The organism is Sphingobium sp. IP1 (assembly GCF_002708645.1).
GTDB classification, from domain to species: domain Bacteria; phylum Pseudomonadota; class Alphaproteobacteria; order Sphingomonadales; family Sphingomonadaceae; genus Sphingobium; species Sphingobium yanoikuyae.
In genome coordinates, this window is the sequence record NZ_NOIW01000111.1 from 1 (window position 1) to 15831 (window position 15831).

At 65.9% G+C, this 15831-nt stretch carries 11 protein-coding genes and 1 pseudogene; 4 read left to right on the forward strand and 8 right to left on the reverse strand.

The features are described 5' to 3' along the window. On the reverse strand, nucleotides 1-2641 hold a 2641-nt coding region (locus tag CG471_RS24805; RefSeq protein WP_257211683.1), incomplete at its 3' end, for a ribonuclease E/G. 519 nt (nucleotides 2642-3160) lie between these two features. Here CG471_RS24805 and CG471_RS24810 point away from each other — a divergent pair. Continuing rightward, nucleotides 3161-4441 (forward strand): N-acetylmuramoyl-L-alanine amidase, encoded by a 1281-nt coding sequence (locus CG471_RS24810; RefSeq protein WP_099234107.1) that lies wholly within the window; start codon nucleotides 3161-3163, stop codon nucleotides 4439-4441. 136 nt (nucleotides 4442-4577) lie between these two features. Further along, the gene (locus CG471_RS24815; protein WP_099234108.1) at nucleotides 4578-7112 is read left to right on the forward strand and encodes a penicillin-binding protein 1A; all 2535 of its coding nucleotides are present in this window, start codon (nucleotides 4578-4580) and stop codon (nucleotides 7110-7112) included. A 33-nt stretch (nucleotides 7113-7145) separates the two neighbouring features. Here the strand turns inward: CG471_RS24815 and CG471_RS24820 are convergent, their stop codons facing one another. Beyond that, nucleotides 7146-7580, reverse strand: coding sequence for a hypothetical protein (locus CG471_RS24820; RefSeq protein ID WP_099234109.1), 435 nt, complete (start codon nucleotides 7578-7580; stop codon nucleotides 7146-7148). Nucleotides 7581-7808: 228 nt separating this feature from the next. Here CG471_RS24820 and prfB point away from each other — a divergent pair, with 228 nt between their 5' ends. Beyond that, on the forward strand, nucleotides 7809-8936 hold the full coding sequence (gene prfB / locus CG471_RS24825; protein ID WP_004210053.1) for a peptide chain release factor 2: 1128 nt from the start codon (nucleotides 7809-7811) through the stop codon (nucleotides 8934-8936). After that, a complete protein-coding gene (locus tag CG471_RS24830; protein WP_099234110.1) occupies nucleotides 8936-9661 on the forward strand; it encodes a class I SAM-dependent methyltransferase in 726 nt (241 codons plus the stop codon). Before prfB ends, CG471_RS24830 begins: the two co-directional genes overlap by 1 nt. Nucleotides 9662-10235: 574 nt before the next feature. Here the strand turns inward: CG471_RS24830 and CG471_RS24835 are convergent. The 6 genes and pseudogenes from CG471_RS24835 to CG471_RS24860 all read right to left on the reverse strand — a co-directional run. Next, nucleotides 10236-10754 (reverse strand): sterol desaturase family protein, encoded by a 519-nt coding sequence (locus tag CG471_RS24835; protein WP_099234114.1) that lies wholly within the window; start codon nucleotides 10752-10754, stop codon nucleotides 10236-10238. Nucleotides 10755-10869: 115 nt separating this feature from the next. Next, a complete protein-coding gene (locus tag CG471_RS24840; RefSeq protein ID WP_010336908.1) occupies nucleotides 10870-11610 on the reverse strand; it encodes a TorF family putative porin in 741 nt (246 codons plus the stop codon). A 271-nt stretch (nucleotides 11611-11881) separates the two neighbouring features. After that, nucleotides 11882-13177: a mechanosensitive ion channel family protein gene (locus CG471_RS24845; protein ID WP_099234111.1), complete on the reverse strand. Its 1296-nt coding sequence runs from the start codon at nucleotides 13175-13177 to the stop codon at nucleotides 11882-11884. Beyond that, the gene (gene metC, locus CG471_RS24850) at nucleotides 13174-14382 is read right to left on the reverse strand and encodes a cystathionine beta-lyase (RefSeq protein ID WP_099234112.1); all 1209 of its coding nucleotides are present in this window, start codon (nucleotides 14380-14382) and stop codon (nucleotides 13174-13176) included. The genes CG471_RS24845 and metC overlap by 4 nt, the downstream gene beginning before the upstream one ends. Next, nucleotides 14379-15227: a 3-mercaptopyruvate sulfurtransferase gene (gene sseA / locus CG471_RS24855; protein ID WP_099234113.1), complete on the reverse strand. Its 849-nt coding sequence runs from the start codon at nucleotides 15225-15227 to the stop codon at nucleotides 14379-14381. Before sseA ends, metC begins: the two co-directional genes overlap by 4 nt. A gap of 66 nt (nucleotides 15228-15293) precedes the next feature. Further along, nucleotides 15294-15831: pseudogene (locus CG471_RS24860) on the reverse strand (hypothetical protein); the annotation flags it as partial.

The following is a 15831-nucleotide window of genomic DNA, read 5'->3' on the forward strand; positions in this document are numbered from 1 at the left end:
CCGGTGCAACGGCGGCCGGTGCCTCGGCGGGGGCGGCAGCGACTTCGGTCACGGCCGGCGCGGCCTCGACGGCGGCTTCCTCGGCGACCGGTTCGACCTTCTTCTTGCGGGTGCGCTTGGGCTTGGGCTTTTCGGCCGCTTCCTCGGCAACCGCTTCGACGGCGGGCGTTTCGGCTGCCGCAGCGGCTTCGGCCTCGACATCCGCCTTCTTCTTGCGGGTGCGCTTGGGCTTGGGCTTTTCGGCCACTTCCTCGACGACCGGTTCGGCGGCGGGCGCTTCGGCAACGACTTCGGCCGGGGCTTCGGTCGCGTCGACGGCAGCCGGCTCGGCGGCCGCGTCCTTTGCCTTGCGGGCACGGGGGCGACGGCGCGTCTTGGGTGCTTCCTCGGCCGGGGCTTCTTCCGGCGCCGCTTCGGCAACCGGAGCGTCCTCGGCAGGCGCGGCCGCTTCGGCTTCGATCACCGTTTCGACGCTGTCCTCGCCAGCGGTCTCACCGGCTTCGGCGCCCGCTTCGCCACCTTCGCGACGGCGGCGACCACCACGGCGACCGCGGCGACCACGACGGCGGCTGCCACCTTCATCCTCGCCTTCGGCGGCCGGCTCGGCGGCAACAGCTTCGGCATCGGTCTCGATTTCGGCCGATTCCTCGGCTTCCTCACCGTCTTCGGCGCCATTGTCTTCGCCGGTTTCGCCCGACGCATCATCGCGCTGGCCACCGCGACGACGGCGACGACGGCGACGACGGCGTCCGCCTTCGCGTTCCTCGCCCCGGTCACCGCGCTCGTCACGCTCCTGGCGTACGGGGGCGGCTTCTTCCTCGATCTCTTCCTCTTCTTCCTCGTCCTCGATCACGTCGAGGTCATCCTCTTCCTCCGCGAGCGGGGCATAGGTGACGACGCGTTCGGGGCGCGGACCGCTGGGTTCGACCGACATGCGGGCGCCCTCGATCTCGCCATCGGGCAGAACGACGATGCGCACGCCATAGCGCTGTTCGATTTCGTCCAGCTCGCTGCGCTTGTTGTTGAGGACGTAGAAGGCGGCTTCCTGGCTGGCGCGCAGGGTGATGACGCTGCCGCGACCGCGGGCGGCCTCTTCCTCCAGCATGCGCAGCGCGCCAAGGCCTGCCGACGATGCGGTGCGGACCAGGCCCGTGCCTTCGCAATGCGGACACTGGCGGGTCGATGCTTCCAGCACGCCGGTGCGCAGGCGCTGGCGGCTCATTTCCATCAGGCCAAAGCCCGAAATGCGGCCGACCTGGATGCGGGCGCGATCGTCCTTCAGCGCCTCCTTCATCGCCTTCTCGACCTTACGGATGTTGGAGTTCATCTCCATGTCGATGAAGTCGATGACGACCAGGCCCGCCATGTCGCGCAGGCGCAGCTGGCGGGCGATTTCACGCGCGGCTTCCAGATTGGTGGCGACCGCGGTCTGCTCGATGCCATGTTCGCGGGTCGACCGGCCCGAGTTGATGTCGATCGACACCAGAGCTTCGGTCGGGTTGATCACCAGATAGCCGCCGGACTTCAGCTGCACGACGGGGTTGTACATTGCCGCCAGCTGGTCCTCGACGCTGGCGCGCTGGAACAGCGACACCGCGTCGGCATATTGCTTCACGCGCCGGGCATGGCTCGGCATCAGCAGCTTCATGAAGTCCTTGGCGGCCTTGTAGCCATGCTCGCCCTCGACGATCACTTCCTCGATATCCTTGTTGTAGATATCGCGGATCGCCCGCTTGATGAGGTCGCTGTCGTTATGGATCAGTTCGGGCGCGGCGGCGCGCAGCGTCTTCTCGCGAATCTCGTCCCACAGCCGGGCGAGATAGTCGAAGTCGCGCTTGATCTCGGGCTTGGTGCGCTGCAGGCCGGCGGTGCGCACGATGCAGCCCATCGACGAGGGCAGCGCCATTTCGGCGATGATCGACTTCAGCCGCTTGCGATCGGCCGCATTGCTGATCTTGCGCGAAATGCCGCCACCATGGCTGGTGTTGGGCATCAGCACGCAATAGCGACCGGCGAGCGACAAATAGGTGGTCAGCGCAGCCCCCTTGTTGCCGCGCTCTTCCTTGACGACCTGCACCAGCAGCACCTGGCGGCGCTTGATGACGTCCTGGATCTTGTAGCGACGGCGCAGCGCCATGCGCTTGCGGCGCAGCTCGTCGGCCGCGTCGTCGCCCTTTTCGCGCTTGCGCCGATTGGGGCGGCCGCCTTCATTGCTTTCGCCTTCGCTGGCTTCGGCTTCGTGGGCGCCTTCCTCATCGTCATGATGGGTCGCTTCCACGACCTCGACGCCATCGTCGCCGGCGGCGTCTTCATCCTCGTCATAATCGGCGCGCAGCGCGGCCTCTTCCTCGGCATGCGCGCGTTCCTCGCGCAGCAACGCCTCGCGGTCTTCGCGCGGAATCTGGTAATAGTCGGGATGGATTTCGCTGAAAGCGAGGAAGCCGTGGCGATTGCCACCATAATCGACGAAGGCCGCCTGGAGCGAAGGCTCTACGCGGGTGACCTTGGCGAGATAGATATTGCCCTTGAGCTGCTTGTGCTCAGCGGATTCGAAGTCAAATTCCTCGATCCGGTTTCCCTTGACGACCGCGACCCGGGTTTCTTCCCGGTGGCGCGCATCGATCAGCATACGCATTGTCATTTATGTGTCTCCGGCGATGGCGGCCGCAGGCACTGGGCCGGGCCGCCACGCGATAGTGATGGGACGGCCGTGCGCGCGCCGGGTTCGGCGCGCGAGGCGGCATCGTCCAGGTTTGAAGGAAGAATTGCGTGTCTGCTGCGTCGGCAGGGCCGGACAGTGCGCCGGGCCGGACCATCCACGCCACAGCACCCGGTATCGGGGCCAGCGTGGAAGGAAAGTCATGCCTCATGCAGCGTCAACCTGTTGCGCATCGGCTCGAGCGACAGGCGCGCGCCGATGCAAATAATCAAGATCCGCAAAGGACCTTATTGATATGGTCGGTCCTCCCGGAATGTGAAGGGGTAGCAGTCATGGGCGCGGGGGGCAACGGTCCCTGAAAAGATTATGTCTTTATGATGACCTTGATCGGTCGGTCGGCGATTCATGCTGAAACCGATATTAACCGTTTCATTTTACCCCGTCACAACAGCCGATGCTTAATCCGAAATTCAGCGTGGGGACGCTGGACGGATAGACGTCATGAAAATGGGCTGGACGGCCGATGGGCGCGCGTTGCACAAGCGGCGCATGCTCAACATAATTGCGCTGGCAACAACGATGCTGGCCGCGACCCCCGGCGACGCCGGCGGCATCGCGGCCGTGGATGTGCAGGGCGACCGCGTCACCGTTCGGTTCGACGATCGGGTGGAGGGCGCGTCCGCCTTCCTGCTCGACGGGCCGCGCCGCATCGCGCTGGATGTCGCCGGTGCGCAGGCCGGTGCCAGCCGCTATGCCGGTTCCAATGCAGCTGTCAGTGGCATTCGCCAGGGCCAGCTCAGCGACACCATGGCGCGCATCGTGCTCGACCTGACGACGCCGGCGACGCTGGGCGATCCGCAGATCGCGGCTGACGGCAAGTCGCTCAGCTTCTCGCTTCAGAATGTGACCGACGGCCGGTTCCGCACCGCCGTGGGGCAGGGGCGGCTGCGCTTCGACGCGCCCGCCAATATGAGCGCCCGGCCGCAAAAGCGTATTCATTCGATCACCGTGCCGATTCCGCCGGTCGCACGCGGCGTCGATCTGCCCGCGATCGAGGGCGTGCGCGACGGATCGCGCCCGCTGGTGGTGATTGATGCCGGCCATGGCGGTCATGATCCGGGCGCCATCAACAAGGATAATGGCAAGCGCGAAAAGGATGTGACGCTGGCGATCGCGCAGGCGATCCGGGACCAGCTGGTCAAGTCCGGCCGGGTGCGCGTGGCGCTGACCCGCGACGATGACCGTTTCCTCGTGCTGCAGGAGCGCTATGGCATCGCCCGCAAGCTGGGTGCCGATCTCTTCATCTCGGTCCATGCCGATTCGGCGGAAAATGCCGATGCCCATGGCGCGACCGTCTATACCCTCTCCGAAACCGCATCGGACCGCGAAGCCGCCCGCCTCGCCGCGCGCGAGAACAAGGCCGACGTGCTCAACGGCGTCAATCTCGGCAATCAGTCGGGCGATGTCTCCTCGATCCTCATCGATCTGACGCAGCGGGAATCGATGAACATCTCGGCCAATTTCGCGCGGCTGCTGCAGCGCGAGGCGGCACCCTATGTGCCGTTCCGCAGCGCCTATCACCGCTTCGCCTCGCTGATGGTGCTGAAGGCCCCGGACACGCCCTCGGTCCTGTTCGAGACCGGCTATATCAGCAATGCGGATGATGCTCTTTTCCTCTCCTCGCACGAGGGGCAGCAGGCGATCGCGCGCGGCGTCGCCCGCGCCATCGACGTCCATTTCGCCCGCAAGCTCGCCATGGGCAGCGGCCGGTCGGGTGGCTGACGCGCCTATCCGCGCATCGGTGCTGGTATTGAAGGACTTTTGACCGGGAGTCAGGATGTAGAGCCTGATTCACGCCATCGATGGAAACGCAAAGCGCTTCCATCTCAGGCGATCAGGCTCTAGAGCCTCTTCCACCATGGAAGAGGCCCGTTCCAATCCGCCCGCATCGTCCTTCGCCTATCGCCTGCGCCGTGGCGCCGGGGGCATTGCCGACCGGTTGAAGCCGCTGTGGCAGCGTCGCCTGTTCCGCTGGGCCGCGATCCTGCTGGGCGGCCTCCTGCTCGCCATCTTCCTCTTCTGGCTGATCTCCGCGCGCGGCCTGCCCGACGCGGCGACGCTGCTGGAATATGAGCCGCCGCTGCCGACCATGGTGCGCGACATCAATGGCCAGCCGGTCCACAGCTATGCGCGCGAGCGCCGGGTCCAGCTGCAATATAGCGATTATCCCCAGCAGCTGATCCACGCCTATCTGGCGGCGGAGGACAAGACTTTCTTCGAACATCATGGCGTCGACATTCCCGGTTTTGCCGGCGCCGTGTTCGACTATGCCAGCAAGCTCGGCTCGGGCCAGCGCGCCCGTGGCGGCTCCACCATCACCCAGCAGGTGGCGAAGAATCTTCTGATCGGCGACGAATATTCGCCCACGCGCAAGGTGAAGGAGATGATCCTCGCCTGGCGCATGGAAAATGTCCTGACCAAGCAGCAGATCCTCGAACTCTATCTCAACCAGATTTTTCTCGGCCGGAACGCCTATGGCGTGCAGGCGGCGGCGCGCGCCTATTTCGACAAGGATGTCGCCGATCTCCAGCTGCATGAAATGGCCTATCTGGCGATCCTGCCCAAGGGGCCGGCCAATTATCGCCCGGAAAGCACCACCGGCCATGCCCGCGCGATCGACCGTCGCAACTGGGCGCTGGGCGAGATGGAGAAGAATGGCTGGATCAGCGCGGCCCAGCGCGACGCCGCCATCGCCCTGCCGCTCGGCACCGTTGCCGCCCATGGCTCCAGCTTCGACGCCAATGCCGGCGGCTATTATATGGAGGAGGTGCGCCGTCGCCTGATCCAGCAGTTCGGCGAAAAGGCGGAGGATGGCCCCAACAGCGTCTATGCCGGCGGCCTGTGGGTGCGCAGCCCCTATGATCCCGTCGCGCAGGACCATACCCAGACCGCGCTGCGCAACGGCCTATTGCGCTTTGGTGCCGGCCGCGGCTGGTCCGGCCCGGTCGGTCATATCGACCCCGACAAGGGCTGGGAACGCGAACTCGCCGCCAGCTTCATCAGCGTCGATTATGCCGGCTGGCGCGTCGCCGCCGTCATCAGCCGCGACAGCAGTGGCGCGCAGATCGGCTTTGCCGACGGCACCACCGGTACGCTGCCCGCCAGCCTTGCGCAGCTGCCCTATCGCCGCACCGGCGGCCCTGCCATCTCGGCGATGAAGCCGGGCGACCTGATCCTTGTCGCCCGCGACGGCGCCAGCTGGGCGCTGCGCAATATTCCCGAAGTGTCGGGCGGCATGGTGGTGGAGGAAGTGCATTCGGGCCGCGTCCGTGCGATGCAGGGCGGCTTCGACTATCGCCTTTCCTCCTACAACCGCGCTACCCAGGCCCAGCGCCAGCCCGGCTCGACGATCAAGCCCTTCGTCTATGCCGCCGCGCTCGACAATGGCATGACCCCGGCCTCGATCATCGTCGACGGTCCGCTGTGCGTCTATCAGGGCGCCGGCCTTGGCCAGAAATGCTTCCGCAACTTCTCGGGCGGCAGTGCCGGTCCGCAGACGATGCGCTGGGGCGTCGAGCAATCGCGCAACCTGATGACCGTGCGCGCCGCCAGCCAGACCGGCATGGACCGCGTGGTGCGCACCATCAAGAATATGGGCATCGGCGACTATCAGCCCTATCTGTCCTTCGCGCTCGGCGCAGGCGAGACGACCGTGGAGCGCATGGTCAACGCCTATGCCACGCTCGCCAATCAGGGCCGGCAGTTCGCGCCCAAGCTGATGGACTATGTGCAGGATCGGCGCGGCAAGGTGATCTGGCCGGAACGCTGGCATCCCTGTGACAATTGCAACATGGCCAATTGGGACGGCAAGCCGATGCCGCGCTTCGGGTTCGAGGGGCGTCAGGTGATGAACCCGATGACCGCCTATCAGGTCGTCCATATTACCGAGGGCGTGATCCAGCGCGGCACCGCGACCGTGCTGGCGGACCTCAAGCGCCCGCTGTTCGGCAAGACCGGCACCACCAACGGCCCGACCAATGTCTGGTTCGTCGGCGGCTCGCCCGACCTCGTCGCCGGCGTCTATATCGGTTACGACCAGCCGCGGAGTCTTGGCGGCTGGGCACAGGGCGGCCGCATCGCCGCGCCGATCTGGAAGGAGGCGATGGCCCCGATCCTGGAGACCATGCCCAAGACGCCGTTCATCGCCCCGGCCGGCATTCGCATGGTCGCGATCGACCGCCGTTCGGGCAAGCGCGTCTATGGCGCCTGGCCGACCGATGAGCCCAAGCCCGCCGTCATCTGGGAAGCGTTCAAGCCCGAATCCGAACCGCGCCGCACCATCCGCAAGGAAGAGGCGGAGGCGCAGGCCAAGGTCGCGGCCAAGGCCGACGCGGTCCGCACCCGCCAGCGCAACGATGCCGACTTCCTGCAGGACCAGGGCGGCATCTATTGAAGGACGGGCGCGTCGGCGCCCGCCCTCTTTCCCTCAGCAGTGGCGCGGATTGGCGTCGCGGATCGACAGGCTGGCGGCGCCGCGCCGGCCCTCCAGCGCCTGCGCCAGCAGGATCTGGGTTGATCGCACCGCATAGCAGAAGGCGCAGGCGATCGCGTCGCTGCAGGCATAGGGAACGGGGCCGCTCCAGCGCGCCTGCAACAGGTCGATCAGCAGATTCTCGTCTTCGCTCAGGCGCGCGCCCCGGCCGGTGCGCAGCCCATGGCCGGTCACCTGTTCGCCCAGGCGCAACAGGCTGTCGAGCGCAGGCGATAGCTGTTCGCAGCCATAGCGTCGCAGCCGCAGGTGCAACTGGGCCATTGCCGGCCGATGTCGGCGTCGCGCCGCTGCCCAGCAACGCACGGCGTCGAGCAGGATATAGAGGGTGGCCGGGCTGTGCGTTGTCGGCATGGGCGGGGTCGGGTTCATGGGATCGCCTTTCATGGAAAAAGGTTTTCCCCCTTGATGCGCCGCCCTCGCGCGGGGCGGTCTGCGCCATCGGGCTAAGATGCGATTATGTCCCCCAGATTTCGGACCTTTGCCGCGCCGGCCCTCAGGCGGATTGATCTTCCCAAAAAGCCCGGCCTGGGATAGGGGCAGGCGTTTGATGCGTTCGGGTAGCTGACGCTGGACGCCACGAGATTCTGGAGACCTCCCATGCGCGCCGAAGCGCAGCAATATATCGACCGTATCGACGCCGCGCTGGACCTGCTGCGCCGCTTCCTCGACTGGGACCGTGCGCTGCGCCGGCTGGACGAGCTGAATGCCCGCGTCGAGGATCCGACCCTCTGGGACAATGCCAAGCTGGCGCAGGAGGTGATGCGCGAGCGTACCCGTCTCGACAGCGCGATCGGCGCCACCCGCGCGATCGAGGCTGAAAAGACCGACAATGCCGAACTGATCGAAATGGCCGAGGCCGAAGGCGATGAGGATATGGTCTCCGAAGCCATCGCCGCGCTGAAGGCGCTGGCCGAGCGTGCCGACGAGGACAAGATCAAGGCGCTGCTGGCGGGCGAAGCCGATGCCAGCGACACCTATCTGGAAATCCACGCCGGCGCCGGCGGCACCGAAAGCCAGGACTGGGCCGAAATCCTGTCGCGCATGTATCGCCGCTGGGCCGAACGGCGCGGCTATAAGGTGGAACTGGTCGATTATCAGGCGGGCGAAACCGCCGGCATCAAGTCGGCCACCTTCCTGATCAAGGGCGAGAATGCCTATGGCTATGCCAAGACCGAAAGCGGCGTCCACCGCCTGGTCCGCATCAGCCCCTATGACAGCGCCGCGCGCCGCCACACCAGCTTCTCGTCGGTCTGGGTCTATCCGGTGATCGACGACAATATCGATATCGAGGTCAAGGAATCCGACCTCAAGATCGACACCTATCGCGCCTCGGGTGCGGGCGGCCAGCACGTCAACACCACCGACTCCGCGGTCCGTATCACCCACGTCCCCTCGGGCATCATCGTCGCGTCGCAGAATGACCGCTCGCAGCACAAGAACCGCGCCACCGCGATGAACATGCTGAAGGCCCGCCTGTATGAGGCGGAACTGCGCAAGCGCGAGGAAGCCGCGTCGACCGACTATGCCGCCAAGACCGAGATTGGCTGGGGCCACCAGATCCGTTCCTATGTGCTCCAGCCCTATCAGCTGGTGAAGGATCTGCGCACCGGCGTCACCTCGACCGCCCCGGACGATGTGCTCGATGGCGCGCTCGATCCGTTCATGGCCGCTGCCCTGTCGCAGAAGGTCACGGGCGAGAAGGTCGACGTGGAGGATGTGGATTAATGATCCACCGGCAGGTGGCCGCATTGGGGGCGTCGCTCCTGCTGGCTGCCTGTGGCCAGTGGTCGGGCGGCAACCAGTCGGAACGCGCGGCCGGCGCCGCGGCCTTCCCCCGCGCCGACCGGCCGGTGGCGCCGATCGTGTCGACCCGCTGGTCGAGCGAGGAAGCGCGCGACCGGGTCAATGAGGCCGAGGACATCATGGACCGGGCCGGCATCCGGCCGGGCATGACCATTGCCGACATTGGTGCTGGCGAGGGCTATTATACCGTGCGCCTGGCCAAGCGCGTTGGCGCCAAGGGCCGGGTGCTGGCCGAGGATATATTGCCCGAGGTCATAGATGCGCTCAGCCGCCGCATTACTCGCGAGGACTGGACGAATGTCAGCGTGAAGCTGGGCGCGCCGGAAGATCCCAAGCTGCCCGAAAACAGCTTCGACCGCATCTTCATGGTCCATATGTATCATGAGATCGCCGAGCCCTATGCCTTCCTGTGGCATCTCAGTCCGGCGCTCAAGGCCGATGGCGAACTGATCGTGGTCGATGCCGATCGGCCGACCGACCAGCATGGCACGCCCCGGCGCCTGCTCACCTGCGAACTGGCTGCAATGGGCTTCCGGCTGGAGGAGATGATCGCCAAGCCGACCGCCGGTGGCTATATGGCCCGCTTCCGCCGCAGCACCGCCCGCCCCGATCCGTCCAGCATCGTCCCCTGCGCGCTGCGCGGCTAGGGGCCTGCCCAGTCCGGTTCGCGACGCGACAGTTTCATATCCGCCGAAGTTCACATCGTTATCGGGGTGATTCACCCTATTTGCACCAGATATGCGCCTGCCGCGCGCCGGTGGCGCGCCTGCAACGCGACAGCCGGGCAGAACGCGACGCGTCGCTGACGCGCGCCCGAAGCGACAGTGACGCGACAAGGGTGCGCCAGTCAGGCGCCGGCCAGCCATTGGCGGGATGTCGCGCATGGATTGGCGGGCACTCTCGTCCATGGACAAGGGTGGAGCAGAGAATGACCGAATAGGAAAGGGCGGCTGACGACTGTTTCCCGTCATTGCTTCGCTACGCTCGCAATGACGATCTTCGGCTTTGACAACTGACGACTGAAGTCGGTCGCAAATTCCTCCTTGCAGGGGAAGATGGTCTAGAAGCGACCAGAAGCGGCCCATCCCATCATCGTCACCCTGAAATTGTTTCAGGGTCCATTTTTCCAATAGACCAATGGCTTGTTAGGCTTGATAGATGCTGAAACAAGTTCAGCATGACGTAGGTGGGATGGCCGCGCCCCACCCATATCGCGCGGATCTAGTCCCGCGTGCCGGGCTGCCAATCCCTGGCCGCGCGCACGCCGGCCCGGCCGCGCCGCGCCAGTTCGCGTTTCAGGTCCGCGGGGTGGGGCGCGACCAGGAAGCCGAAGCTGACCGTGCCGTCCTTGGTCTCGACCGCATGGTGCAGCCGATGCGCCTGGACGATCCGCTTCATATAGCGCGAGCGGGCGATATAGCGGTGGCGCACCCGCTGGTGGACGATGATGTCGTGGAAGCCGAGATAGATGGCGCCATAGGCGGCGACGCCGGCGCCAACGGCCGTCGCCCAATTGCCCCAGCCCCATTGCACCCCGCCCAGCAGCAGCAGGATGGAGGGCATGGCGAAGATCACGAAATAAAGGTCATTGGCCTCGAAGAAGCCGGTGCGGGGGCGGTGGTGGCTGGCGTGGAGGAACCAGCCCGGCCCATGCATCACCCAGCGGTGCATCACATAGGCAAAACCCTCCATCAGCGCGATCGTGACGACGAAGAGCAGCAGGAGGGCGATCGGAGGCATCGGCGCCTTATAGGCAGCGGCGCGGGCCAAGGCGACCCGTAAACACCGCATATAGAAAAGGGCCGCGATCCCCCCTGGAGAGCGCGGCCCTGTTCATCCCCGAAGGGAAGGCGGATCAGAAGGAGGCGGTGAGCGAACCGACCACGCCGGCCTTGCTGATATTGTGGCCTGCCGACGAATAGAGCGACTTGTCGGTATCGACATAGGATACGCCGAAGGTCAGGTGACCCCAGGTGTAGGTCGCGCCGATATTCCAGTCGGTATATTCCTTGCCGATGGTCAGGTAGCTCGGACCGAAGCTGTGGCCCAGATGCGCCGACACGCCCAGCGGGGTGTTGGGGATCGAGGCCGAGACGTCGCCGGCGAGGTAGAGATTATCTTCCTTGCCATTGCCGACGGTCAGCGCCTTCGCCTTGGGGGCGTAGTTGGCGGTCAGCTTGGCGGTGGCGGGGCCGAACGTGCCCTTGATCGAGGCATAGGGCTCGACGAAGTCGGTGTTGGCGCCGGCATTGCCCGGATAGTAATAATAGAGGACGCCGACGTCGATCGTCGCGCCGCCGACCGTGGTCGAATAGCCGCCGATCAGATCCAGTTCCTGGTCCGAGCCATTGGCCACATATTCGTCGATCGAGCTGCCCCAGGTCGAGACATAGAAGCCCGATTCATGGGTGACGGTGATGCCGCCCTGCAGCGCGAACTTCTTGTTGGTCTGCGAAATGCCGCGGAAGCGATAGTCGCTCACGACGGCGGCATTGCCGGTGACGGTCACCGCGGGAGCGGGCTCATCCTGGGCCATGGCAGGTGCCGACAGCGCAACAAGAGCGAAGGCCGAGAGGCCGAGAATGGACTTACGCATGATAATCCCCTTGATGGTTCTGCGATCGTCCCGCCTGCGTCCAGGCGCCTGCCTCTATGCTTCCCCCAAGGGAAGTGGGCCAGCTTGCCTCAACGCTTCTGGCCATGCCTGCGCGCGCTGCGGCGCACAAGATATTATTGCTGTTTCATGTCTTTTACGTCTTTTATTGTTGCTACGACGCAACAAGGTGCGCGGCTGCGTCCGCCGGATGTCTGGCGTATCTACATGATAAAGCGTGATTTATCGGATATTCGCGGGCTGTTGCGGTCGCTCAGGACGGGGAATGGTTCGAAATGTCGGGCTTATTCATTGCTAGATCATGTCTGTCCTGCGGTTGCCGCAATTCGATGATCTGGCGCGGATAGGGGACGATGATGCCCTGTGCCTTGAACTTGTCCAGCACCCGCATCAGCACGTCGGATGTCACCCCGCCCACGCCATTTTCCGGATCGTTGATCCAGACGCGGATCTCATGCTCCAGCCGATATTGGCCGAGCGCGGTCAGCCATACCTTGGGCTCGGGATGCTTGAGCGCGCGCGGGCTTTCCTTGGCCGCTTCCAGCATCAGTTGCTGGGCCAGCGCGATGTCGCTGTCGTTGCTGATCCCCACCGGGATGCGGACGCGGATATTGCGGTCGGAATAGGACCAGTTCTCCACCTCCTGCGTCATCAGATTTTCGTTGGGGATGAGATGCTTCTTGCCGTCGCGGGTGATGATCGACACGGCGCGCACGCCGATCTTGCTGACCCAGCCGAAACTGTCGCCGACCGCGATCACGTCACCCGGCTTGATCGACCGGTCCATCAGCAGGATGATGCCGGCGATCAGATTGCCCACCGTCTTCTGCAGGCCGAAGCCGACCGCCAGGCCCAGCGCCCCGGAAAAGACGGTGAAGGCGGTGAGGTCGATGCCCAATATGTCGATGCCGATGAAGAAGGCGGCGATGATGACGGCGATGCCGGCCAGCTTCTGGCCCAGCAACTTCTGGGTCGGGTCGAGATCGGGCGCCTTCTGGATACTGCGCCGGATCAGCCGGTTGGCAAGGCGGATGCCGGCAAGCAGCGCAACCAATGTCGCCGCGACCGACAATAGGTCGAGCAGGCTGATCCGCCGCTTGCCCAGCGTCAGCGCGACATCGTCGAGCATCGAGCCTACCGGCGCGATCCCGCCGCTGCTGCCCGATATCACCATGACGAACAGCAGCAGGGCGAGCGGGGTGATCGCCCAGCGCGGGAAGCTGAGCGCCTGCAGCAGATGCAGCGCGAACAGGGCGACGGCAAAGGCGAGCGCCGCGCCCAGGATCAGATGGGCGATGCTGTCCGCCGGCCACAGCGCCAGCGCCGTCGCGAACAGCGGCGCGCTGATCGCATGGCGCAGCATCGGGCGGACATGGGTGGATGCCAGTTCGCTGAGGGCAGGCAGGCGCTCGCGGATGCGCGGGGCCAGCAGCCGCGCCAGGCCATAGGCCATGGCATGGAGCAGCAGCGCGATGCCGACCGCGATCAGCGGCTGGGTGATGTCCGCATTGCCCGGCAGCCGGGCCAGCCATGCGGACAGCTGCGTCATCCGCGTGCGGCCCGGAAGCGGGCGAGGCCGGCGTCGAGATCGGCGATCAGGTCGGCGGAATCCTCCAGCCCGATCTGCAGCCGGATGACCGGCCCTTCGGCTTCCCATTGGGTCGCGGTGCGATAGCGGGCGGGATCGACCGGCAGGGCCAGGCTTTCGAACCCGCCCCAGCTATAGCCGATGCCGAAATGGGCGAGCCCGTCGATCAGCGCGGCACGGGCCGCCTCGTCCCCGCCCTGCAGCACGAAGCTGAACAGGCCGGTCGAGCCGCTGAAGTCGCGCGTCCACAATTCATGGCCGGGGCAATCGGGCAGAGCGGGGTGCAGCACGCGGGCGACGTCGGGCTGGTCCTTCAGCCACTGCGCGATCTCCAGCGCGCTCGCCTGATGCTGGGCCAGGCGGACGCCCAGGGTCCGCAGGCCGCGGCTGGCAAGCCAGGCATCGTCGGGGCTGGTCATCTGGCCGAACAGATAGGCGGACTGGCGGACCTTGGGGAACAGCGCCGGTGTGGCAGTGACCGACCCCATCATCACATCGCTATGACCGACAATATATTTGGTGCAGGCGAGGATCGCGATGTCGACGCCATGGGCCAGCGCCGGGAAGAAGAGCGGCGTCGCCCAGGTATTGTCGAGCAGGGTGGTGATGCCGCGATCGCGCGCGATGGCAGTGATCGCAGGCACGTCCTGCACCTCGAAGGTCAGGCTGCCGGGGCATTCCAGGAAGATGGCGCGGGTGCGATCGGTCAGCAGCTCGGCGATGCCGGCGCCGATGGTCGGATCATAATAGAGCGTCTCGACGCCGAAGGGCTTCAGCACCTGTTCGCAGAAATTGCGGGTCGGGTCATAGGCGCTGTCGACCATCAGCAACTGGTCGCCCGGCCGCAGCACCGCCATCAGCGCGCAGGCGATCGCCGCCACGCCCGAGGGGAAGAGCATCGTGCCCTCCGCGCCCGGCTCCATCTCGGTCAGCGCATCGGCCAGGCTCCAGCTGGTGGGTGTCCCCTTGCGCCCGTAGAAGAGCCGCTCATGGGTGCTGCTGCCGGCCGCCTTCCGCAGATGGGCGACATCGTCATAGAGGATGGTGGAGGCGCGCCACACGCCCGGACTGACGATCGCGCCGGGTTGCCCCGGCATGCCGGTCCAGTCGGCGCGGCGGCCGGCCTGCGCCAGCTTCGTCAACGGCCTTCTGCTGTCCTCGCTCATGCGGCCGGCCCGGTCGCCTTGGGCGTGGCGGGATCGAACCCCCATTCCGACCAGCTGCCGTCATAGAGGCTGACGTCATTCTTCCCGAGCGTTTCGAGCGCCGCAAGGATGATCGCCGCGGTCACGCCGCTGCCGCAGGTGGTGATGATCGGACGACCGAGATCGGTGCCGGCATCGAGCAGCAGCTGGCGCAGTTCCTCGCCCTGCTTCAGGCTGTTGTCGGCGGCAAAGAAGGCGGAGGAGGGGATGTTGCGGCTGCCGGGGATATGGCCCGACGCCATGCCGGGGCGGGGTTCGGCCTCGGCGCCGGTGAAGCGCCCTGCGCCGCGCGCGTCGAGCAGTTGCGCTGTGCCGCTATCGAGATTGGCGAGGATGTCCGCCTTGCTACGCACCTGTGTGCGGTCGAGCCGGGCGACGGTATTGCCGGGCGCGATGGCGTGCGTGCCGCTTTCGACCGGCCGTCCTTCGGCGAGCCATTTGGGCAGCCCGCCGTCCAGGATCGCAGCCGATGCGCCCAGGCCATAGACGCGCATCATCCACCAGCCGCGCGCCGCGCTGTGGGTCGGGCTATTGTCATAGACGACGATGCGGCTGTCGGCGTTGACGCCCAGTGCCTGCATGCGCTGCGTCATCAGCGCGTCGGGCGGCAACTGGCCCGGCACCGGATCGGCGGGATCGCTGAGGCTCGGCAGGTCCATGAAGGCGGCGCCGGGAATATGGGCCGCGTCGAACTCAGCGCGCGGGTCGCGCGGCGTGCCGGGCAGAAACAGGCTGGCGTCGAGAATGACGAGATCGCGCTTGCCGATTTCGCCGGCCAGCCAGTCGGTGGAAACGAGAATGTCCATGCGGCCCCTTTTGCCTTGTCCGGCAGGCACTTTAGGAGCGCCTGGCCGGACAGGAAAGGGAAATGCTCAGGCCGGCGGCACTTCGGCGGCAGCGCGGGCGGCCGGCCGCCGATATTGGCGCGGCCCCTGGTCGAGGCGGAAGGGCGACAGGCGCTCGGCGGGCGGATCCTGTTCCTGGCCGACGATGAAGGCGCGACCGGTGCGGCCGGTGCCTTCGGGCGCTTCCTCATCCTCGCCCCAGCGATAATGGGCGTCGAAGGCGGCGATCGGCACCAGTAGCGACCGTTCGCCCATCGTCACCGGCACGATCTCGTCCTGGGCCAGGCGCAGTTCGTTGGTCATGCGCACGATTTCGCCCGGCGCGATCGAGACGATCGAATGCAGCGGCATGCCGGTCTCGCCACCGAAGAAATGGCGCAGCAACGCATCCTGCTGCGTACCCGCATTGCCCAATATGCCGCGCACCATGATGTCGCGGGCCGGGCGATCGCCGCGATTGTGGAGCAGCAGCGTGTAGCCGATGGTCACACCGATCAGCGAGGAGCGGGCGAGGCTGATGTCGAGGCCGAGGTCGATCCAGGGACGATCGCCGGCGTCGCTGGCC

Excerpts from the sequence above, each read along its gene's own strand:
- CG471_RS24810 (WP_099234107.1), top strand. The coding sequence starts at position 3,161 with ATGAAAATGGGCTGGACGGCCGATGGGCGCGCGTTGCACAAGCGGCGC.
- CG471_RS24815 (WP_099234108.1), top strand. The coding sequence starts at position 4,578 with ATGGAAGAGGCCCGTTCCAATCCGCCCGCATCGTCCTTCGCCTATCGC.
- CG471_RS24845 (WP_099234111.1), bottom strand. The coding sequence starts at position 13,177 with ATGACGCAGCTGTCCGCATGGCTGGCCCGGCTGCCGGGCAATGCGGAC.
- metC (WP_099234112.1), bottom strand. The coding sequence starts at position 14,382 with ATGAGCGAGGACAGCAGAAGGCCGTTGACGAAGCTGGCGCAGGCCGGC.
- sseA (WP_099234113.1), bottom strand. The coding sequence starts at position 15,227 with ATGGACATTCTCGTTTCCACCGACTGGCTGGCCGGCGAAATCGGCAAG.
- prfB (WP_004210053.1), top strand. The coding sequence starts at position 7,809 with ATGCGCGCCGAAGCGCAGCAATATATCGACCGTATCGACGCCGCGCTG.
- CG471_RS24830 (WP_099234110.1), top strand. The coding sequence starts at position 8,936 with ATGATCCACCGGCAGGTGGCCGCATTGGGGGCGTCGCTCCTGCTGGCT.
- CG471_RS24820 (WP_099234109.1), bottom strand. The coding sequence starts at position 7,580 with ATGAACCCGACCCCGCCCATGCCGACAACGCACAGCCCGGCCACCCTC.
- CG471_RS24840 (WP_010336908.1), bottom strand. The coding sequence starts at position 11,610 with ATGCGTAAGTCCATTCTCGGCCTCTCGGCCTTCGCTCTTGTTGCGCTG.
- CG471_RS24835 (WP_099234114.1), bottom strand. The coding sequence starts at position 10,754 with ATGCCTCCGATCGCCCTCCTGCTGCTCTTCGTCGTCACGATCGCGCTG.